Here is a 19,918-nt window from a genome sequence, read left to right as displayed (position 1 = left end):
TCATAGCCGTGAACAAGTTGTAAAACAAACGGATTCGTCCGTTACGCTTTGAATATCGAATTTCGCAGTTTTCCCGAGGGGGCCAGCGTGACCGACATCGTCGATGCGAAGACGGCCAAACGATCGCCGGGACGTCCGGCGGCGGTCGCCGACCGTAAGCCGGCACTCGATGACCTCGACCGTCAGATCATCCGGTTCCTGCAGAGCAATGCGCGCATCCCCAACACCGAGATCGCCCGGGCACTCAAGGTCACCGAGACCACGATCCGCAACCGCGTCAACCGACTGCTCGAAGAAGATCTGATCGAAATGGTCGCGCTGATCACGCCGAAAGCCAAGGAAGCCACCGTCTCCGCCTTCATCATGGTGTGCGTCCTGCCCGAGGCGGTCGAAGCCGCCATCGAGGTGTTGAAGCCGCGCCCGGAAGTGCGCTACCTCAGTCGGGTGCTGTCACGTGCACAAATTCTCATCGAGACGTTCTTCACCGACCATGACCATCTGTTGGCCTTCCAGAACGACTGCCTGGCCGTCCTTCCCGGCGTGCAGACCATCGACACCTCGCTGGTGCTGCGTATCGACAAGATGTCGTTCGAGTGGGAGATCTAGCCCGTCGTCAACACACGCCGACGTGGCCGTCCTCGCGCCTGTCGGACCCACCGTCCAATTCGTCTCCGGTACGCATGATCATCTGTGCGCCACCGCATTCCGACTTCGGTAGGGCGGTGATACGGTGGCCGCGGCGCACCAGATCCGACGCACTCGCATCGTCGAACCCGGCTTCCAGACCCACCGTACGTCCACCGAGCACGCGCAATCGTGGCGCGTCCACCGCTTGTTGGGCGGACATGCCGCGGTCGAGCACGTTGCGCAGGACCTGGACCTGCCCTTGGGGCTGCATGAACCCGCCGACGACTCCGAGGCAGCCGCGGAAACCGGTGTCGTCTCCGAGCATCGCCGGAATGATGGTGTGGTACGGGCGCTTTCCGGGCTCGGGGCGGTTCGGGTGGTCGTCGTGCAGGGTGAAGCCGTTTCCGCGGTTGTGCAACAGCACCCCCATCCCGGGAACGCATACCCCCGAACCGAAGCTGTCGTAGAGGCTCTGGATCAGCGAGCAGGCAGCGCCATGCCGGTCGACGACGCACACGTATACCGTGTCCGACGGCATGCCAGGGACCGGTCCGTCGGAGGCCTCCGGGCCCACGCGATCGCGCAGTGCCGTCAGGCGGGCGTCATCCATGAGCGCGGACACCGGCACTTGTTGGAAGTCGGGGTCGGCGATGTGGGCGGCAGCGTCCCGCAGGGCGACTTTCAGGCTCTCGATCAGGTGATGGTCGCTAGGCTCCAGATTCTGGTACAGCGCAAGGCCTTCCAACACGATCAGGCCCTGATTGGGCGGAGGTGGCTGGTAGACGTCGACGCCGCGGAAGCGGGTTCGGATGGGGGTGTTCCACTGGGGCCCGGTCCAGGTGCTCAGATCCGCAGCGGACAGGGGACCGCCGAGTCGACGGACCGCGTCGGCATAGCGCGTGGCGATGTGTCCGTTGTAGAAGGGTGCGTGGCCGTCACGGACGAAGGCCTGCAAGGTGTCGGCCAGCGAGGGGTTACGGAACGTGTCTGCGGCTTCGGGGGCATGCCCGCCGGGCAGGAACAATTCCGTCGCTTCGGCAGTGGTACGCAGGCGGGGTGCGCCCAGGCGCCACTCTTCCGCGACCGTCGGCGTCGCGGCGAACCCGCTCAGCGCGGCCTCGATGGCAGGCCCGAGGACCCGTTCGCGCCCGAGCACGCCGTACCGGTCGAGCAGCTCGGCCCAGCCCCAGACGGCGCCGGGGACGGTGACCGTCCAGGGCCCGTCTACGGGCATGGTTCGGAACCCGTTGGCGCGCAGTGCCGCTACCGTCATCGCAGCCGGTGCGCCCCCGGCGGCGGCCAGACCGACTGGTCCCGAGGCGCCGGGCTCCCAGTACAGCGCGAACAGGTCACCGCCGATGCCCGTCGACGGTGGATCGACGACCGAGAGCATCGCGGCGGCCGTCACCGCAGCGTCGGCCGCGGAACCGCCCTCTTCGAGAACGGCGACGGCGGTGTCGACGGCCAACGGGTGGCTGGTGGCGACCATGCCTGCAGGTGAACTCATCTCACGTCCGGTCGGCTTGCGGGGGCGGTGCCAGGACGGTAGCAGCGGGCCGTCTGTCGCGCAGGACGAGCCTTTTGCGCACGCTCGTCGGCCGCGAGCGCGCGCAAAATGTCGCTGCCGCGCGGTGTGTCGAGGGACAGACACGCGCGCTCGGCACAACGAGGTTAGATGGGGTAGGGGCGGGGGGAGTGCTGCACCGACACCCAGTGGTCGGTGGTGAACTCGTCGATCGCCCACTGGCCGCCGAACCGGCCGATGCCCGAACCCTTCTCGCCGCCGAATGCCGTGTTGGCGTCATCGTTGACCGGAGCATCGTTGATGTGCGTCATACCGGCCTGGATGCGACGGCCGAACCGCACCGCGCGGTTCACATCCCGGCTGAACACCGACGACGACAAGCCGTACTCGGTGTCGTTGGCGATCTTGAGCGCGTCCTCTTCGCCCTCTGCGCGGATCACCGTGATGACCGGACCGAACACCTCCTCGCGGGCCGTCGCGACCTCATTGGTACCGGTCAGCACATGCGGTGGCAGGCACTGACCCGTCGGACCGAACGGCTCACCGCCGAGCACCAGCTCCGCGCCGTCCTCCTGCGCGCGCGTGAGCATGTCCTGAATGCCTTCCAGCTGTGACGAATTGATGATCGGCCCCAGGTGGGTGTCCGGGTCACGCGGATCGCCCACCTTCAGCGTCCTGACCTTGGCGACGAACCGGTCGAGGAACTCGTCGTGGACAGCCGCATCAGCGATGATTCGGTTGATGCGCATACAGATCTGGCCCTGATGGAAGAACGCGCCGAACACCGCCGCCTGCACGGCCAACTCGAGGTCGGCATCGTCGAGGACCACGAACGGCCCGTTGCCGCCGAGCTCGAGCGCAAGCTTCTTCAGCCCGGCCTTTTCCGCGATGCCCTTGCCGACCGGGGTGGACCCGGTGAAGCTGACCACCCGCGGCGTCGGGTGCTCGACGATCGCGTCGCCGATATCCGATCCCGACCCGACAACGACCGACAACAGCCCCTCGGGCAGGCCGGCCTCTTCGAAGATCCGCGCCAGCAGCAGTCCTCCGGTCACCGGGGTGTCGCCGGCCGGTTTCAGGACCACGGCGTTGCCGACGGCCAAAGCCGGTGCCACAGAACGGTTCGACAATTGCATCGGAAAGTTCCACGGCGAGATGACCGCGACCACACCGACGGGCTCGCGGTAGACGCGACTTTCCTTACCTGGAATGTCCGACGGCATGATGTGGCCTTCGACGTGGTGGGGCATCGACGCCGCTTCCCACATCACCGAGCGCACCAGCCCCCACTCCAGTTCGGCCTTGGCCAGCGTGCCGCCGGTCTCTCGTACGAGCCAGTCGACGATCTCGTCTTTGCGGTTGGTCATCACGTCGGCGGCCGCGCGCATCACCGCAGCCCGCTCCGCCGGCGGGGCGGCAGCCCAGTCATGTTGTGACTCAACGGCACTGCGGTACGCCTCGTTGAGGTCGTTCTCGTCGGCCTGGGGGATCTCGGTCAGGGTGTCGCCGGTGTAGGGGTCGGTGCTGGCGCGTGTCTTGCCCGCCGAGCCGGCGCGCCACCGGTGACCGATCGGCATCGTGTCGAAATCGGGATAACGGTTCATCACGGCACCACGCCGATCTTGCTGTGCGGCCCGTCGGACTGTGCCTGCCAGGCCTTGTCCGCATCTTCGAGAGAGAACCTAGTGGTCTCGACGGTGATACGTCCCTGCGCTGCCAGGGCGGTCAGATCTGCGTACGCCTTGCGGGTGACGTCGACGGGCAGGAAGTCGTTCATGTGTCCGATGTGGGTGCGACCCATGAGTTGTGTGAAGGGCACCCCGGGCGCACCGCCGGCGCCCTGCCCCACGGTGATCAGCGTCGCGCCCGGAGCGGACGCCTGCAGCGCCGCCAGGAACGGGTCGCCGTAGATCATGTCGATGACGACCTCGTAGCCGTCCTCGGCCTGCTTCGACAGCGCCGCGACGTCATCGTCACCGCCGAGCCGGACGGTCGCGTCGGCGCCCAGATCCCGGGTCTTCTCCAGCGCTTCCGGGTTGCGACCCGCGGCGACGACATGGCGGGCGCCGAGGATCTTGGCCGCCTGCACGGCGATGTTGCCGACCACACCGGTGGCGCCGAGCACCAGAACGGACCTGTTGTCGACGTCGGCGTGATGGGTCAGCGGCAACCACGCCGCCAGACCCGCGATGCCGAGCGCCACCGCGACGTCGTCGTCGATACCGTCGGGCACGGGATAGACCTTGTCCGGATCGACCGCAGTGCGCTGCGCCCACGACCCGAACGGTGCCGGCGGGGAATCGAAGTAGACGCGCGAGCCGTCGGGGGTGCGTCCGACTCCTTCCTTTCCGACGACTCTGGGGACCTCCGGCTCGCCCATCGCGCCCGAGGCGAGGGCGAGGTCCACAGGATTACAACCAGCAAGGGTGACGGTGACGATGTCGTCACCGGTGGGCTCGTCGAAGTCCCTGACCCGGGGAGTCTGTCCTGCGGCTTCCAGCACTGCTGCACGCATGTATTGCTCCGTTCTTTGTTCGCAGCCTCGGCTACCCGAGGCGAGGCGATCGAAACGGAGCGGTACGGACTCCCGGCTACTGCTTTTGGGGTGGTCCCGGGTCCGGCGGCGTCTCCGGCGTCGCGGGGTTCGGTGGGTCGTCGGGCGTGAGCCGCTCCGGCACTTCGGCGGGGCTCAGCCGTTCCGGAGGATCTGACGGTGTGGTCATGTGCGTGGGCTACCCCGATCAGCTCAGCGCGAAGCGCAGGCCCGCCACCGCGGTGCCGTTCCAGATGCCGGCCTCGATCTCCTGGGGTCGCACCGCGACGGCTTCGCCGCCCTTGTCGAGCACCGTCACCGCGAGCCGCGACAGCAGGTCATAGCCGTCGTCGTCATAGGTGATCTGTCCGGTGGAATCGTCGAGGCGACCGAGAACGTCGACGGTGAAGTCGTAGATCAGTGTCGACACGGCACCGGCGACCGCGGCGCGCCCGATGTCGGCGAGGTCGGTGGCCACCAGACCGCGGCTGACCCCGTCGCCGATCTCGTTGGCCAACTCGGTGCTGCGCGCCGCGTTGAGCACCGACAGTTCGGTCCGGATGGTCTCGTCGATCTGGTCGGGCCGCAGTGCGTCTGGAGCGCCGGGCACCGGAATCAGTCGGCGCTGGTGATCGCGCGCCCGGTACAGATTGAGCAGCGGCTCGGTCGCGAACAGGAACAGTGGCTTCGTCGCACCCGGATCTGACTGCGCTAGTTCAGTTTCCACGGCGTCGAAGACCCGCTTGGCATAGGTCTCCAACAGTGCCTTCTTGTCCTCGTCGCCCAGGCGGACGCGGTCACGGTCGCGGACCGTCGCGCGGTTGGTCGCCTCGGCGACGTCGGCGGCGTACTCGCCGGACAGTGCGAGCTCCTGTGCGCGGGTGGCGGGCGTGGCGTTCCACAGGTTCCAGCCGTTGGCCGACAGCGTGAGCGCGAAAGCCTCCTGCGGCGTGGTGACCGCGCGCACCAGCTGGCCGATGTCGAAGTATGCGCCGACCTGCAACTGGGTCAGCAGCGCGTTCGGCAGTACGTAGACCTCGTGGAAGTCATCGGCGATGAAAAGCGCCAGCGAGCGCGACGGGCGCAGCCAGAGGTCGGCGCCGGCGATCTGCTCCCACCTGTCTCGCAACCGCTGCTCGACGTCAGGGCTGATGCCGCGCTGGCGTGCCGTCCGCAGTGCTGCGTCGACGGCGCTCTTGGCGGTCAGCAGATTGGTGTCACGGTGATCGGGGCCGGGCTGCGTCTCGGCGTAAACGGTGATCGTGATCTTGTGGGGTTCACCCAGCCGGCGCAGATCGGCGATGTCGGGAAGTTGATAGCGGGTCAACACTCACTCCTTCTGTCGTGTGTGCGTCCCCGTCCATCATACCGAAGCCATGGGCAGGCCAATGACGGGCAAATTCTTTGCAAATAAACGTATTTCGCGGCTAGTGAACGATGTCGGCCAGGATGCGCAGCGCATCGTCGACCTCTTGCTCGGCGGTCGACCATGCGCACACGAACCGGACCACCGGTGTGTCCAGGTCGGGCTGGTGCACGGCGTAGTGACGACCGAAATCGCGGTGCACCTCCGGGGGAAGCTTCACGAACACTTCGTTCGCCTCGGTCGGCGCGGCCAGGGGCAGTCCCAGGTCGGTGAGGCCGGCGCTCAACCGCGCGGCCATGGCATTGGCGTGTGCGGCGTTGCGCAGCCAGATGTCGTCGGCGAAGAACGCCGCGAACTGCGCCGCCACATACCGCTGTTTACTCGCCAGATGTCCGATCTGCTTCTGCACGAACCGGATTCCGGGAAACTGCGTCGGTTTGCGCACCAGTATCGCGTCGCCGAAGATCATGCCGTTCTTGGTGCCGCCGACAGTCACGATGTCCGCGTCGCCGATCACGTCACTGGGCGGAATATTCAGTGCGACAACAGCATTCGCGACCCGTGAGCCGTCGACGTGGACGAGCAGATCGAGGTCGTGAGCGTGGTCGACGAACATCGTCATCGCCGGCTCGGTCCAGACGCGCCCGTTCTCGGTGGACTGGGTGATGCTGACGATTCTCGGCTGCGAGTGGTGCACCGGCCCGCGACGCGCCGCGTGGCGGTCGAGCTGTTCGGGGGCGATCAGACCGTCGGTGCTGGGCAGCCGGGTCAGCTGCGCCCCGGACAGCCGCACCGGACCGCCGGCCTCATCGACCAGGACGTGGGCGATGTCGCTGCAGAGCATCTCCTGCCACGGTTGTACCGCCGAGGTCAGCGAGATGATGTTGGCCGCGGTGCCGGTGAACGTGAACAGGACCTCGGCGTCCGGACAGTCGAACGTCCCTCGGAGCAGGTCAGCGGCGCGTTCGGAGATCGGATCGGCGCCGTAGGCCGCCGCGGCTCCGGCGTTGGCATCCTGCAGCGCCTGCAGCGCCGCCGGGTGTGCGGGCGCGGCGTTGTCGGACGCGAAGGCGTGAGACACAGACACCCGGTCCATGATTCCACTCGCAGCCGGGAACGCTATTCCGCGGAGGCGGGGCGAGAGCCACGCCAGCGGCGCCAGCCGCGGTGCGCGGCCACGGCGCCGATCACCGCCATGACGCACCACACCGCGATCGCGGAGTAGGCCAGCGGCGCCGAGAACTCACCGATCGACGCACCCAACGCCGTGTAGACGAACGCCCGAGGCGCCGACCCGATGAACGCGCCGACGGCCATCTGCCACAGCGGAACACCGAATGCGCCGAAGGCGTATGAAGCCAACGCATCCGAGATTCCCGGCACGAACCGCTGCCCGACCACGGCCCACAACCCGCCCTTGTCGATCAGCGCATCGATGCGTTCCGAGCGCGTCGGCCCGAGCAGCGCACGAGCGCTGTCCCGCCCGGCGCGGCGACCCCCGAGACTCGCCAGCATCGCGGTGCCCACCGTCGCGCCCAACGTCACGAACGTGCCCAGCAGCGGTCCGAAAAGAAACCCGCTCGCCGCCGCGAGCACCGGACCGGGCACCAGTGCCGCGCCCAGCGTCGCCGACACCACGACATAGGCCAACGGCGCCAGGGGCCCCGCGGACTGCACCAGCGCGCGGACTTCCTCGACGTCGATGACACGCTGTACCGCCACCAGGTAGAACAGCACGCCCAGGAACGCGACGAACACCGCCAGTCGCACGATGTGGCGCTTCTTGTCGGACCGATCGATGTCGTCTGCCTCGTTCATCTCACCGGCAATCCTGCCCGACTACGGTGGGACGAATGAACGACCACCGCTACGTCATCGTCGGGGCGGGCGCCGTCGGTGGCGCCGTCGGGGGCATGCTGGCCCGCTCGGGAAGCGACGCCATCCTCGTCGGGCGGGGTGCGCACGGCGCCGCACTGGCTGAGCGGGGCCTGCTGCTTCGCACGCCCGACGGCGCGTTCGAGATCGCCGTCCCTGCGGCCACCGGACCCGACGACGTCCGCTTGACCACGCGCGACGTGTTGGTCTTCGCGACCAAGACCCACCAACTCGGCGCCGCACTGCAGGACTGGGCCGACCGCCCCGTCCACGACGGCGACGCGGTGGTGGGCACCGCCGGCGACGTGCTGCCGGTGCTGACCGCGCTCAACGGTGTCGTGGCCGAGGAGATGGCCCTGCGGTTGTTCGCCCGGGTGTTCGGTGTGTGCGTGTGGATGCCCGCCGCGCACGTCACGCCCGGAGAAGCGATCGTGCGGTCATGGCCGATGGCCGGTCAGTTCCACATCGCGCGGTGGCCGGCGTCGTTGACGACGGCGGACGACACTGAGCTGTTGCGCGAGATCGCCCAGACCTGGACGCCGGCGGGCATCCAGATCCTGCTGCCCGCCGACGTGGCACCCTGGAAGTACAACAAGCTGCTGAGCAACCTCACCAATTCTGTTGTCGCCCTGACCGGTTCATATGACGGCATGGGCACCGTCGGCGACGCGGTGCTCGCAGAGGGGGAGCAGGTCCTCGAAAGAGCCGGGATCCCCTACATCCCGTTCTCGGAGTCCGACGCCGCGCGCGCCGACGGCCTGACCATGCGGCCGGTGCCGGGCGCTGACGGCGTGATCCCGAACTCCACCTGGCAGTCACTGGCGCGCAACACCGGTGGCGTGGAGACAGATTTCCTCAACGGCGAGATCGTGCGCATCGCCCACTCCTACGGCGGGACTGCCCCGATCAATGCGGGCCTGGCCCGCTTGGCTCGCGACGCCGCGCGGCACGGAAGCGCGCCGGGCCAGTACACCCGCGAGCAGTTGAAAGCGATGTTGATCGATGGCTGAGGTCTTCATCACCGCCGCCGAGCTGGCCCGCCGCCTGGACGCCGGCGAGCCGATCACGCTGCTGGACGTCCGGTGGACGCTGACCGAACCCGACGGCACGGCAGCGTACGAAAGCGGACATCTGCCGGGGGCGGTGTACGTCTCGCTCGACGACGACCTGTCCGACCACTCGGTCACCGGCCGCGGCCGCCACCCGCTGCCATCGGGCGCCGCGCTGCAGGCAGCGGCGCGGCGGTGGGGTGTGCGCACGGGTGTCCCGGTCGTCGTCTACGACGACTGGAACCGTGCCGGTTCAGCCCGCGCATGGTGGGTGCTGACCGCCGCCGGTATCCCCGACGTGCGCATCCTCGACGGGGGACTGGCTGCGTGGACCGGCGACTTACACACCGGGACAGTGGTTCCCGAGCCGGGCGACATCAACGTCGTCCACGATGACCTGTACGCCGGAGCGCTGCCGACCGTCACCGCCGACGCGGCCGCAACCGCCTCGGTACTCGTCGACGCGCGGGCACCGGAACGCTTCCGCGGTGAGACCGAGCCCGTCGACCCGGTCGCCGGACACATTCCCGGGGCGCGCAACGTGCCCAGCACCGCGCTGCTGTCCGACGGGGGGCTGTTGCCCGCCGGGGATCTGCGGCAGGCTGTCGGTGCCGTCGACGACGAGGTCGCCGTCTACTGCGGTTCGGGGGTGACGGCGTCGCTGGTGGTGGCGGCCCTGGCGTCCCTCGGCGTCGATGCCGCGCTGTTCCCCGGGTCGTGGTCACAGTGGAGTTCCGAGCCGGCCCGCCCGGTCGCCCGCGGGGCGCAGTAGCTGCTCAGAGTTGCACGCCGCGGGTCAGCGCGCCGTCGACCAGGAGGTTGGTTCCGGTGATGAAGCTGGCCGCGCTGCTGGACAGGAACACCACCGCGTTGGCGATCTCCTGCGGGGTGGCCATCCGGCCGGTCGGGTTCAGCCCTAGTGCGGTCGCGAACAACTCGGGGTCGTTCTGCTCAATCGTCGGCCATACCCCGCCCGGGAAGTACGTGTTGCCGGGGCTGACGGTGTTGGCGCGCACGCCCTGCGCGGCCAGCTTGTAGGCCAGCCCCTGCGTGTAGTGGATGATCGCGGCCTTCATCGTGCCGTACGGGCCTGCGGCGAAATCGATCTCGCGTCCGGACACACTGGAGATGGTCACGATCGACCCGCCACCGGCTGCCAGCAGGTGCGGCAGCGCGGCGTCGACCAGGCTCACCGTGCCCATCAGGTCGACGTCGAAGGTGGTGCGCCAGTTCTCCGGTGACTCCGGGATGGCCAGCGCGCTGACGTTGGCGACTACGCCATCGAGCCCGCCGAGCGTGTCGGCGGCCCCGTCCACCCACTGCTGCACCGCCGCGGCGTCCCCGACGTCGACGGCCGTGCCGACCGCGGTGGCGCCGCCGGCGACCAGCTCCGACTGCGTCTGTGCGACTGCGTCCGGGGTGCGCGCGCAGAACGCGACCGACGCACCTTCGGCGAGCAGACCCTCGACGACCGCACGGCCGATACCGCGGGTGCCTCCGCTGACGGCGAAGCGCTTACCGGTCAGTCCGAGATCCATTGACGTCCTCCTAGTAGCTGATGGTGCCCAATCGTTCTGCGGCCGAACGCAGTTCGGCGTGGATACCGCCGTAGGCCGCGGCGGGCGGCAGGAGCCGCTTCTCGACCTTGGTGACCGTGCTGTAATTCGTGTCGACGACGTTGGCGATCGGGCACAGCGAGATCTGGGTGAGCAACTGATACGCGTCGAACCTGTCGAGCCCGTACAGCTCGCCAAGCCAGGTGATCATCTCGACCTGGCTCGCCCGCCACGCCTCCTCCATCGGACGCCCCGAACCGATGCACATCAGGTGGGTATCGGTTTCCAGACGGGGCCACGCCGATGTGCCACCCTTGATCAGGTCGACGATCGCGGTGACGTGCATCGCGCCCTCGACCGCGGTTCCGCACGACTCGCCCTCACCCTGCCGGTAATGCCCGTCGCCGAGCGAGAACAGCGCGCCCGGGACATTGACGTGCAGATAACACGTCGCGCCTGCGGCCATCTCCGGGGTGTCCATGTTCCCGCCGAAGATGTCGGGCACCAGTGACGTGCGGACCTCCCGCCGTGCGGGTGCGACGCCGATCGTGCCGAGCATCGGGTTGGACGGCAGCGCCAGACTGAACTCGCTGCCGTGTGCGTGGAACGCCAACGTCTTTGCTGCCGAGTCGTATTCGTAGATCCAGGTGCGCTCCGGCAGCGCGTCCTGCAGCGTGGGGCTGACCGGCACGCTGGTCAGCCCGCCGAAGAACGGGATCAGCGTCGACGCGCCCCACGTACGGGCGGGTGTCAGGTCGACCAGGTGGATGGCCAGGGTGTCGCCCGGTTCGGCGCCCTCGACATAGAACGGACCGGTCTGCGGGTTCAGGTCCGGGGTGTCGAGCACCGCGGACGCGACGTCGGCCACGCTGGAGATCCGCCCGCCGTACGCGTCCTCCGCCCACAGTGTCAGCACCGTCTGCGGTCTGATCCGTCTGACCGGCTCCACCCCGCCGAAGGTGTAGCGGTACTGGTCGGGGGTCGGGATGAACGTGACGTGCTCCATCCCGCCATCCTTGTCCGTGCGCGGCGGTCACGCAGCGCGGTCGCGGATATGTTCGCCCGCCGGTATCCCGGACGTCCGCATCCTCGAGGGCTCGGCGAGGAGCCGACTTTCACTGATTCACCGCGCGCATCACCCAAAAATCTGCGACTGTGTCAATTTAAATTGGGACGGCTGAGGGAGCAGACATGCGTCGTGGGATCGCGTCGGGCTGTGCGCTGGCGTTGTTGGTGGTCGGCTGCGGCGCTCCGCAGGAACAGCAGGAGTCGCCGAGTTCGGCGTCACCGCAGGCGCAAGCCGCCGACCAGGCTGAGGAGCCCGCCGCCGACGAGGGCGGCGGCACGATGATCGTCACCTACGAGGATGCGCAGAGCCCCGAAGCCGTCAACGGCCGCGCGCTGCTGCAGGAGTACACGTTGCTCGAAGACCTGGCCGCCGACATCAATGAAGGGCTGATCCTGCCCAACGACGTCGCACTGCTCGGAGCCGAATGCGGCGAGGCCAACGCCTACTGGGATTCCTCGGAGAACAGCATCACGATCTGCTACGAAGACGTCGACAACGCGTTGGCGGTGTTCACCGCCGACGGCGTCGACGATCCCACGTCCGCGGCGCTGAACTCCGAGATCGCGACGTTCTACCACGAACTCGGACACATGGTGATTAGCCTCTACGACCTACCCATCACCGGTCGCGAAGAGGACGTCGCCGACCAGCTCGCCGCCTACCTGCTGCTGCAGCCCGGCGATGACGGCACGGTCGACCCCGAGTCCGTGCAGGCGGTCAAGGATTTCGCGCGCACGTTCCAGGCGCTGGGCGAACAGCGCAGCGAACTGGACGTCACCGATCTGGCCGACACGCACTCACTCGACGAGACCCGCACCTACAACCTGCAGTGCTGGATCTACGGTGCCGATCCCGACGGCAACGGCGACCTCGTCGGTGACGACGGACTGCCGCAAGCGCGCGCCGACGGCTGCGAGGCCGAGTGGCAGCAGCTGGACAACGCGTGGTCAACGCTGCTCGAACCGCACTTCAAGTAGGGCTACCCCGCCGGAGCCGGAGCCGGCGGCATCGCGGGCGGCGGCGGCAACGGCGCACCGGGCGGCGGCAGCGGGACACCGGGCGGTAGCGGGGGAGGGGGCGGCGGCGGTGGTGGCACCAAGAGCCGGACGATGTCGGCTTTCATCGCCTGCAGCTGCGCACCCCAATACCCCCAGCTGTGAGTTCCGTTGGGAGGGAAGTTGAACACGGCGTTGCGGCCGCCGGCAGCCACGTACTTGTCGCGGAACTCCTTGTTGGTGCTCAGCGTGATGTTCTCCAGGTAGCCGGCGCTGAAACTCGCCGCGAGGTCCGCACCGGTGTCCAGATCCGATGTCGCCCCGTTGCCGCAGTAAATCCACAATGCAGTGCGGTTGGCGACCAGCCGGTTGATGTTGACGGTCGGGTCGGCGCGCAGCCAGGCCGGTGAGCCGGGCTTGCCCCACATGTCGTACGCGTCGTAACCGCCGGCGTCCTGCATCGAGATGTCGATCAGCGTCGGCCACAGCCCACGCGACGGCGCCAGGTACCCCGACAGCGACGACGCGAACTTGAACATGTGCGGGTGCCAGGCCGCCAGCGTGAGCGCGGCGCTGCCCGACATCGACAATCCCACAACGGCGTTGCCGGACGGGTCCTGCCCCCTGTTCGCGGCGAGCCACGACGGCAGTTCGCGGGTCAGGAACGTCTCCCACTTGTAGGTCACGGTGCCGGCATTGCCCTTGGCGGGGCGGTACCAATCGGCGTAGAAGCTGGATTGGCCGCCGACCGGCATGATCACCGAGACGCCGGACTGGTGGAACCACTCGAACGCGGCGGTGTTGATGTCCCAGCCGTTGAAGTCGTCCTGCGCACGCAGCCCGTCCAGCAGCAGCACCGAATGCGGTCCGCCGTGCTGGAATTCGACGCGGATGGTGCGGCCCATCGACGGCGACGGCACGTCGAGCTGCTCGATCGGCAGGCCCGCCGGCGAGAACGCCTGTACGGGCGCCGGCGGCGCGACGGTCAGCAGGGCAGCGGGCAGCAGCGCCGCGGCGGCAAGCCGTGCGCCGATGCGGCGGATCCGATGTCGAAGGGACGGCACGCGCGTGACCGTACGCAGCAGCTTGGGCGCATCACCGGCTACCGCGCGGGGCAGTGACCCGCTCGTTACCGATTCATGGCCGCGCTGAGATCGATCCCGGTGGTCACAGGGGCAGCGGTCTGGTCAGCACGACGGGTGCCTGCGCCATGAATCTCGGTGTGGTGCCGCGATGTTCGTCGGCGGCGTGCACGGTGAACGGATGGACGAGGTAGACGTCGCCGGGAGATCCGGTCGCGTAACGCACCGGGCGGTGCCTGCTTGCCGGCTCGATGCGTTGCGCGGCCGCGACGGCATCGAGGGGCCCGTCGCCCAGAGCCGCGGCGGTGTCGCGGTGCGAGCCGACGCGCAACCGCGTCGGAGCATCGTCGATCGTCACCTCGGAGAGCAACGTGAGCATCAGCAGGGTGTGCGGCCGGCTGGTGACGGCCCAGGACCCGTCGGGCAGCGGGGTGTTGAGGTCGATGTGCCAGCCACGGTCGTCGGCCGGCGGCTGCACCGGAAACCGGACCGGGACGTTGCCCAGTGAACCCCGCGGCACCCAGCCGCCCGCACCGAACAGCCCGTCGAGCGCGTCGGCGACCGCAGGGCTGCGCACGATTTCGCCGAACGGACCCGCTCCCGTGAGATCGGCCGCCCACAGCACCGGCTGCGTCCACGTCGACGGGTCGTGCGGCGACGCGTCGAGCTGCGCCCACAGCTCGGCGCGGGCGGCGTCGGCGACGTCCCGGGGCGCAGCAGCGGCGATCTTGACGAAACCGTCGGCGGCGAACGTGTCCATCACGGCGTCGAGCGTGGCACGCCGAGATTGCCTCTGGCGAGTGGTTTTCGGCTAGTTGACGCGCGTGGAATGCAATTTCGGCGGGTCAGAGGGTGACCGACATGGGGCCGACGCCCCAGATCTCGGCGCAGTACTCCTTGATCGCACGGTCCGACGAAAACCGGCCACTGCGCGCGGTGTTGCGGATCGACATGCGCGACCACGCGTCGCGGTCCAGCCACGCCTGGCTGACCTCGGCCTGCCGGTCCACATACGAACGGTAGTCGGCCAGCACCAGGAACGGGTCGTGGTGGCACAGGTTGTCGACGATCGGGCGCAGCACCTCGGTGTCTCCTCGGGTGAACTCGCCGCACACGATGAGTTCCAGCACCGCGGCCAGTTCCGGGTCCGACTCCACATGACTCAGCGGCCGATAGCCGTCGGCCTTCACCTCGGCGACCTGATCCTCGGTCAGTCCGAACAGGAAGAAGTTCTCCGCACCCGCTTCCTGCCGGATCTCGACGTTCGCGCCGTCGAGCGTGCCGATGGTCAACGCGCCGTTGATCATGAACTTCATGTTCCCGGTGCCGGACGCCTCCTTACCTGCGGTGGAGATCTGCTCGCTCAGGTTGGCCGCCGGATACACCAGATGCGCGGTCTTGACGTTGAAGTTCGGCAGGAACACCACCTTCAGGCAGCGGTTCACCTCCGGGTCGGCGTTGACGGTCTCGCCGACGGCGTTGATCAGCTTGATGATTCGCTTGGCCATGTGGTAGCCGGGCGCGGCCTTGCCGCCGAAGATGAACACGCGCGGCGGGATTGACAGCGACGGATCGGATTTGAGCCGGTGGTACAGCGCAATGATGTGCAACACCATCAGATGCTGACGTTTGTATTCGTGGATGCGCTTGACCTGCACGTCGAACATCCACGTCGGGTCCAGCTCGATGCCGGTGGCGCCGTGCACATACTCGGCAAGACGAGACTTGTTGGCGCGCTTGATCTCCCGCCACCGCTGCCGGAACGACGGATCGTCGACGAACGCCTCGAGCCCGTGCAGCCGCTCGAGGTTGGTCATCCATCCCGGCCCGATGGTGTCGTCGAGCAGGCCGCGCAACCCCGGGTTCGACAGCGCCAGGAACCGGCGCGGTGTCACTCCGTTGGTCACGTTGCCGAACCGCTGTGGCCACATCTCGTAGAAGTCCTTGAGCACACTGGACTTCAGCAGTTCCGAATGCAGCGCGGCGACACCGTTGACGCTGTGGCTGCCGACCGTGGCCAGATGCGCCATGCGCACGGACTTGGCGCCGTCCTCACCGATCAACGACATGCGTCGCACCCGGTCCTCGTCACCGGGGAACGCCTCGCGCACCTCATCGAGGAAGCGCGCATTGATCTCGTAGATCAACTCCAGGTGCCGCGGCAGCGCCTCGCCGAACATGCCCAGCGGCCACGTCTCGAGCGCCTCGGGCAGCAGCGTGTGATTGGTGTAGGCGAAGGTGCGCACGGTCAGATCCCATGCGGTGTCCCAGTCGAGCTGATGCTCGTCGATGAGCAGCCGCATCAACTCGGCCACCGCGATCGACGGGTGGGTGTCGTTGAGCTGGATCGCCCACTTGTCAGGAAGTTGGTGCAGCGGCCGGTGTGCACGGTTGAGGTGGATGTCGAGGATGTCCTGCAGCGAGCACGTGACGAAGAAGTACTGCTGCAGCAGGCGCAGCCGCTTGCCGGCGTCGGGTTCGTCGTTGGGATAGAGCACCTTCGACACCGTCTCCGAGACGACCTCCTCGTCGACCGCCTTGTAGAAGTCGCCGGTGTTGAACGCCTCGAGCGCGAACGATTCCACCGCCCGCGCGCTCCACAGCGTCAGCGTGTTGCACGTGTTGACGCCGTAGCCCTGCACCGGGGTGTCGTAGGAGACGCCTTTGAGCACCCGCTGCGGCACCCATCGGACCCGCAGCCGCCCGGTGACGTCTTCGTAGGTCTCGGTGTGGCCGCCCCAGTTCACCAGGTAGCTCGCGTCGGGCTTGTCGATCTCCCACGGGTTGCCGTGCACCAGCCAGTTGTCGGTCTTCTCGACCTGCCAACCGTCGCTGATCTCCTGGCTGAAGATGCCGAACTCGTAGCGGATGCCGTAGCCGACCGATGGCCGTTCCAGCGCGGCCAGCGAGTCCAGATAGCACGCCGCGAGCCGGCCCAGCCCGCCGTTGCCCAGCCCCGGTTCGCCCTCGCAGGCCAGGATCACATCGAGGTCCTGCCCGAGGTCGGCCAGCGCTTCGCGCGCTTGTTCCTCGATCCCGAGGTTGAGCAGGTTGTTGCCGAGCTGCGGCCCCATCAGGAACTCCGCGGACAGGTAGCAGACCACCTTCGCCGAGAGGTCGAGCCAGTCCTGTGTGGTGGCCATCCACCGTTTCTGCATGCGGTCGCGCACCGCCAGCGACAACGCCCGGTAGTAGTGCTCGGGCGTCAGCACCGCGGGCGGCCGGGCGATCGAGTAGAGCAGGTGGTCGGTCACCGCAGCACGCAGCGTGTCCGCAGTCAGCCCGGTGCGGGTCTGTCCGGTCGGTCCCAGCGGAACCCCGTTGACCTCGGCGGATGGGGCGTTGCGGACGTCGGTCACGTCAACCTCCTGCAGTCGGTGGGATCAGCGGTCGGGTCATTGTCGCGCCCCGGTGTTTCCGCGCGGCGTCGGCCATGTGAACGCCAATGTGCACACCCCCCGCGGCGGGACGATCGGAGCCTGCGAGGCCGCTGGGATTGCCGGATCGTTAATTGACGGGGTTGACTAGACCCATGCCGTCGAGGGAGACATCGCTGGCAGTCGGCTTTGCCGATCGCCGGCAGCGTTTGCGCGCACGCTGGCGCGCGTTCGACGCCGTGCCACCTCTGTGGCAGCTGCTGGCCTGGACTGCGGCCGTCGCGGTGACCTCGTATGTGCTGCGATGGCTCGGGACCCTCGACGGGCGCACGTGGACGGTCGCCTGGCTGGCGGCCGCGCCGCAGCTGGTCGCGCTGCTGATGTCCCGCCGTCGCCACTGGCCGGCGTATCTGGTCGCGTTCGCGTTGTGCCAGTACATCCCGGCATGGGTGCTGCTCGACCAGCGCCCCGACCTGGCTGCCCTGTCCACGTTCACCGCGGTGGTCTTCGCCGCGACGATGCTGCACGCCGACCGGGACTGGGTCTTCGGCCGCAGCGACTCGCTGCACAGCTGGCGCCGCTTCGTCCTCTACGGCGTGCTCCTGGGCCCGCTGCTGGCCGCGGTGATCGGGACGGTCAGCCTGCTGCTCGCTGACCAGGGCTGGCCGGAGCACAGCTCGCTGGTGATGCCCGTGCTGATGTGGTACCTCGCCGAGGCCGTCGGCATCGCGTTCCTGGCCCCGGTGCTGCTGCGGTGGCGGCGGTACTGGCGGCGCTACACCGCGCGCCAGCTGATCACCGGTATCGGCTTCACGGTGTTGATGGTCGCGCTGGGTGTGCTGGCCGCAGTCGAGTCCAGCTTCGTGCTGATGTTCCTGACCGGGGTGCCCGCACTGCTGGTGCTCATCGAATTCGGAATTGCCGCGGCGTTCTGGCAGATGGCGGTCGGGGCGACCATCATCCTGGGCTCGACGGCGATGGGGACGGGTCCGTTCGTCGTCGGCGACAGCCTGACCGTGGCGATGATCCGCGCGCAGGTGTTCCTGCTCGCCGGGTACGTGATGGTGGTGCTGGTGGCCGCGGCGCTCGAGGAACGCAACCGCCTCACCGCACTGGACGACGCCAGCCACGACGTCTACGACCTCGTCGCCGATCTGACCGGCGACCTCGTCATCGTCGTCGACGCCCGCGGCGACGTGCTGCACCACGCATTCACCGGACACAGCAGCCTGAACCTGCCCCGCGGCCACATCACGCGCGCCGAGTGGGAAGGCGAGGTCCACCCCGACGACCTGAGCATCATCGCCAACCACTGGCGCTCCACCCCCGTCGGTGCGTCCGCGCCGTTCCGCATCAAATCCAGCGACGGATCCTGGTGCTGGTTCGTCATGCACAGCCGCCGCTCCACGAAAGGGCTGGCCGCGGCGGTGCTGCGCGATGTGACCTTGGAGCGCGAGGTGCAGGAGTCACTGACCGACATGGCGCACACCGATCCGCTGACCGGGCTGGCCAACCGGCGCGGACTGAACCAGCGGGCCCGCGAGATCTGGCTCAGCGCCCTGGAATCGGACCAGCCGCTGACCGCGCTGTTCATCGACGTCGACCACTTCAAGGCCTACAACGACCATTTCGGTCACCAGGCCGGCGACACCTGCCTGCGCGAGGTCGCCGACGTCCTGCAGAACCTGGCCGCACCCGATGCGTGCGTGTCGGCACGTTACGGCGGCGAGGAGTTTGCGGTGGTGCTCGCCGGCTGCGACAGTCCCTACACCTTCGCCCTCGGGCTGTCCTCGGCGATCCGGGCACTGGCCATCGGACATCCGGCCACGCCGTGCGGAGTGGTGACCGTCAGCATCGGAGTGGCCACGGTGCATCCCCGCGACGAGATGCGGTTGCGGTCCGTCGACCCCGACTTCGACCCCGACCTGGCCGTCGCCGAACTGCTCGACCGCGCCGACCGGGCGTTGTACACCGCGAAATCCGACGGCCGTGACGCGATCGCGGTGGCACCCCACCATCCCGGGGGACGGCCGCGCGAGGTCGCCGGCGGCCGGCACGACGACTGAGCCCGGCTCACTTCCACTCGAAATGCTGGTAGTCCAGCGGTGTGGTCCAGTGCCCGCCCCACTGCCAGCCGCGGTCGGTGAACGTCCGGACGGCAGGGTCGCCGTCGTGCAGCATCCCCGGATCGGTGCGGGTGCGGTCCACCCACGGACCGCTGTTGGCCGGTTCGTGGGTACCGCGCCGATCGATGTACGGGTTGAGCTTCGGATTGATGTCGATGGCGCGCCCGTAGGCGTGCAGTGACCAGTTCCCGGTGCCGGGGATGTCGCGGCAGTTGAACGCGGACGTGTTGTTGTCGCGCATCGACAATTCGTCGTCGGCGTTCGGGTAGTGATCGGCGGTCCGCATCTTCTCGATCGGGAAGTCCAGGCGGAACAGCTCCTCGAAGACCGCGATGACCTCGGCAGTGAGGTCCTCGTGCACCACCAGCACGCCGCGGTGGGGCTGCCCGTCGAAGCCGACGTGGTTCAGCTCCACCCGGCGCAGTTGCTCAGGCGGCAGCGGGCACCCGGGCCGCCAGGTGGAGGCCAGATCCGCAGCGGTCACCGGGTGTACCGAGGCGGGCTGGGGGCGTGGCGGTGGCGCCACTGTGCGCACGGTTTCGGGCGGCAGCGCCTGTGCTGTCGGCTCGGCGGGCGGCACGGTCGGCTCGGTCGGGCCGGGTTCCGGCGGCGGGGCGCACTGGACGAGGGCCGCCGTCAGAGCGGTCCCCAAGCAGAGGCGGAGCAGGGTCACCGGAACCCAACCTACCGCGATTAGTCGCGCTAATCAGTTCTGTTAGTTGACCTTTCGAATTGACG

At 68.2% G+C, this 19,918-nt stretch carries 18 protein-coding genes; 5 read left to right on the top strand and 13 right to left on the bottom strand.

The window, feature by feature from the left end:
• Positions 1–87: 87 nt before the first annotated feature.
• The gene (locus ACQI46_RS01630; protein ID WP_427092190.1) at positions 88–606 is read left to right on the top strand and encodes an Lrp/AsnC family transcriptional regulator; all 519 of its coding nucleotides are present in this window, start codon (positions 88–90) and stop codon (positions 604–606) included.
• Between the two features lie 7 nt (positions 607–613).
• Here the strand turns inward: ACQI46_RS01630 and ACQI46_RS01625 are convergent, their stop codons facing one another.
• The 7 genes from ACQI46_RS01625 to ACQI46_RS01595 all read right to left on the bottom strand — a co-directional run bounded on the left by ACQI46_RS01625 (position 614) and on the right by ACQI46_RS01595 (position 7,869).
• On the bottom strand, positions 614–2,134 hold the full coding sequence (locus tag ACQI46_RS01625) for a gamma-glutamyltransferase family protein (RefSeq protein WP_427092189.1): 1,521 nt from the start codon (positions 2,132–2,134) through the stop codon (positions 614–616).
• 164 nt (positions 2,135–2,298) lie between these two features.
• Positions 2,299–3,756 (bottom strand): aldehyde dehydrogenase family protein, encoded by a 1,458-nt coding sequence (locus ACQI46_RS01620; RefSeq protein ID WP_427092188.1) that lies wholly within the window; start codon positions 3,754–3,756, stop codon positions 2,299–2,301.
• On the bottom strand, positions 3,756–4,667 hold the full coding sequence (locus ACQI46_RS01615) for a quinone oxidoreductase family protein (RefSeq protein WP_427092187.1): 912 nt from the start codon (positions 4,665–4,667) through the stop codon (positions 3,756–3,758). Before ACQI46_RS01615 ends, ACQI46_RS01620 begins: the two co-directional genes overlap by 1 nt.
• A 76-nt stretch (positions 4,668–4,743) precedes the next feature.
• On the bottom strand, positions 4,744–4,875 hold the full coding sequence (locus tag ACQI46_RS01610) for a hypothetical protein (protein ID WP_427092186.1): 132 nt from the start codon (positions 4,873–4,875) through the stop codon (positions 4,744–4,746).
• 18 nt (positions 4,876–4,893) lie between these two features.
• Complete coding sequence (locus ACQI46_RS01605; protein ID WP_427092185.1) at positions 4,894–6,015, bottom strand: hypothetical protein; 1,122 nt, start codon at positions 6,013–6,015, stop codon at positions 4,894–4,896.
• Between the two features lie 97 nt (positions 6,016–6,112).
• Positions 6,113–7,147, bottom strand: a complete 1,035-nt coding sequence (locus tag ACQI46_RS01600) for a threonine aldolase family protein (protein ID WP_427092184.1) — start codon at positions 7,145–7,147, stop codon at positions 6,113–6,115.
• 23 nt (positions 7,148–7,170) lie between these two features.
• On the bottom strand, positions 7,171–7,869 hold the full coding sequence (locus ACQI46_RS01595; RefSeq protein ID WP_427092183.1) for a TVP38/TMEM64 family protein: 699 nt from the start codon (positions 7,867–7,869) through the stop codon (positions 7,171–7,173).
• A 35-nt stretch (positions 7,870–7,904) separates the two neighbouring features.
• Here ACQI46_RS01595 and ACQI46_RS01590 point away from each other — a divergent pair, with 35 nt between their 5' ends.
• Both ACQI46_RS01590 and ACQI46_RS01585 read left to right on the top strand, forming a co-directional pair.
• Positions 7,905–8,936, top strand: coding sequence for a ketopantoate reductase family protein (locus ACQI46_RS01590; RefSeq protein ID WP_427092182.1), 1,032 nt, complete (start codon positions 7,905–7,907; stop codon positions 8,934–8,936).
• Complete coding sequence (locus ACQI46_RS01585) at positions 8,929–9,747, top strand: sulfurtransferase (RefSeq protein WP_427092181.1); 819 nt, start codon at positions 8,929–8,931, stop codon at positions 9,745–9,747. The genes ACQI46_RS01590 and ACQI46_RS01585 overlap by 8 nt, the downstream gene beginning before the upstream one ends.
• A gap of 4 nt (positions 9,748–9,751) precedes the next feature.
• Here ACQI46_RS01585 and ACQI46_RS01580 read toward each other — a convergent pair whose 3' ends face one another.
• Both ACQI46_RS01580 and ACQI46_RS01575 read right to left on the bottom strand, forming a co-directional pair.
• Positions 9,752–10,513 carry an SDR family NAD(P)-dependent oxidoreductase gene (locus tag ACQI46_RS01580; protein ID WP_427092180.1) on the bottom strand — a complete coding sequence of 254 codons (762 nt, stop codon included), beginning with the start codon at positions 10,511–10,513 and terminating at the stop codon, positions 9,752–9,754.
• Between the two features lie 10 nt (positions 10,514–10,523).
• Positions 10,524–11,537 (bottom strand): acetamidase/formamidase family protein, encoded by a 1,014-nt coding sequence (locus tag ACQI46_RS01575; RefSeq protein ID WP_427092179.1) that lies wholly within the window; start codon positions 11,535–11,537, stop codon positions 10,524–10,526.
• A gap of 185 nt (positions 11,538–11,722) precedes the next feature.
• Here ACQI46_RS01575 and ACQI46_RS01570 point away from each other — a divergent pair, with 185 nt between their 5' ends.
• Complete coding sequence (locus ACQI46_RS01570; RefSeq protein WP_427092178.1) at positions 11,723–12,577, top strand: DUF4344 domain-containing metallopeptidase; 855 nt, start codon at positions 11,723–11,725, stop codon at positions 12,575–12,577.
• Between the two features lie 2 nt (positions 12,578–12,579).
• Here ACQI46_RS01570 and ACQI46_RS01565 read toward each other — a convergent pair whose 3' ends face one another.
• From ACQI46_RS01565 to ACQI46_RS01555, 3 genes are all read right to left on the bottom strand, one after another.
• A complete protein-coding gene (locus ACQI46_RS01565; protein WP_427092177.1) occupies positions 12,580–13,659 on the bottom strand; it encodes an esterase family protein in 1,080 nt (359 codons plus the stop codon).
• A gap of 103 nt (positions 13,660–13,762) precedes the next feature.
• Entirely contained in the window at positions 13,763–14,437 is a 675-nt protein-coding gene (locus ACQI46_RS01560; RefSeq protein WP_427092772.1) for a phytanoyl-CoA dioxygenase family protein, read from the bottom strand.
• Between the two features lie 85 nt (positions 14,438–14,522).
• Positions 14,523–17,036, bottom strand: a complete 2,514-nt coding sequence (locus tag ACQI46_RS01555; RefSeq protein ID WP_427092176.1) for a glycogen/starch/alpha-glucan phosphorylase — start codon at positions 17,034–17,036, stop codon at positions 14,523–14,525.
• Positions 17,037–17,209: 173 nt separating this feature from the next.
• Between ACQI46_RS01555 and ACQI46_RS01550 the strand changes: the two genes are divergently transcribed.
• The gene (locus ACQI46_RS01550) at positions 17,210–19,120 is read left to right on the top strand and encodes a diguanylate cyclase (RefSeq protein ID WP_427092175.1); all 1,911 of its coding nucleotides are present in this window, start codon (positions 17,210–17,212) and stop codon (positions 19,118–19,120) included.
• Between the two features lie 7 nt (positions 19,121–19,127).
• On the opposite strand, the gene ACQI46_RS01545 is transcribed toward ACQI46_RS01550, so the two are convergent.
• On the bottom strand, positions 19,128–19,853 hold the full coding sequence (locus ACQI46_RS01545) for a M15 family metallopeptidase (protein ID WP_427092174.1): 726 nt from the start codon (positions 19,851–19,853) through the stop codon (positions 19,128–19,130).
• Positions 19,854–19,918: the final 65 nt, after the last annotated feature.

The sequence above is a fragment of the Mycobacterium sp. SMC-4 genome (assembly GCF_050205565.1).
GTDB lineage: Bacteria > Actinomycetota > Actinomycetes > Mycobacteriales > Mycobacteriaceae > Mycobacterium.
This window is presented reverse-complemented; position numbering and strand designations above follow the sequence as displayed.

What these genes read in the sequence shown, in the direction of transcription:
- ACQI46_RS01570 (WP_427092178.1), top strand. Translation starts at nt 11,723, where the DNA reads ATGCGTCGTGGGATCGCGTCGGGCTGTGCGCTGGCGTTGTTGGTGGTC.
- ACQI46_RS01595 (WP_427092183.1), bottom strand. Translation starts at nt 7,869, where the DNA reads ATGAACGAGGCAGACGACATCGATCGGTCCGACAAGAAGCGCCACATC.
- ACQI46_RS01590 (WP_427092182.1), top strand. Translation starts at nt 7,905, where the DNA reads ATGAACGACCACCGCTACGTCATCGTCGGGGCGGGCGCCGTCGGTGGC.
- ACQI46_RS01580 (WP_427092180.1), bottom strand. Translation starts at nt 10,513, where the DNA reads ATGGATCTCGGACTGACCGGTAAGCGCTTCGCCGTCAGCGGAGGCACC.
- ACQI46_RS01575 (WP_427092179.1), bottom strand. Translation starts at nt 11,537, where the DNA reads ATGGAGCACGTCACGTTCATCCCGACCCCCGACCAGTACCGCTACACC.
- ACQI46_RS01625 (WP_427092189.1), bottom strand. Translation starts at nt 2,134, where the DNA reads ATGAGTTCACCTGCAGGCATGGTCGCCACCAGCCACCCGTTGGCCGTC.
- ACQI46_RS01620 (WP_427092188.1), bottom strand. Translation starts at nt 3,756, where the DNA reads ATGAACCGTTATCCCGATTTCGACACGATGCCGATCGGTCACCGGTGG.
- ACQI46_RS01560 (WP_427092772.1), bottom strand. Translation starts at nt 14,437, where the DNA reads ATGGACACGTTCGCCGCCGACGGTTTCGTCAAGATCGCCGCTGCTGCG.
- ACQI46_RS01585 (WP_427092181.1), top strand. Translation starts at nt 8,929, where the DNA reads ATGGCTGAGGTCTTCATCACCGCCGCCGAGCTGGCCCGCCGCCTGGAC.
- ACQI46_RS01610 (WP_427092186.1), bottom strand. Translation starts at nt 4,875, where the DNA reads ATGACCACACCGTCAGATCCTCCGGAACGGCTGAGCCCCGCCGAAGTG.
- ACQI46_RS01615 (WP_427092187.1), bottom strand. Translation starts at nt 4,667, where the DNA reads ATGCGTGCAGCAGTGCTGGAAGCCGCAGGACAGACTCCCCGGGTCAGG.
- ACQI46_RS01600 (WP_427092184.1), bottom strand. Translation starts at nt 7,147, where the DNA reads ATGGACCGGGTGTCTGTGTCTCACGCCTTCGCGTCCGACAACGCCGCG.
- ACQI46_RS01550 (WP_427092175.1), top strand. Translation starts at nt 17,210, where the DNA reads ATGCCGTCGAGGGAGACATCGCTGGCAGTCGGCTTTGCCGATCGCCGG.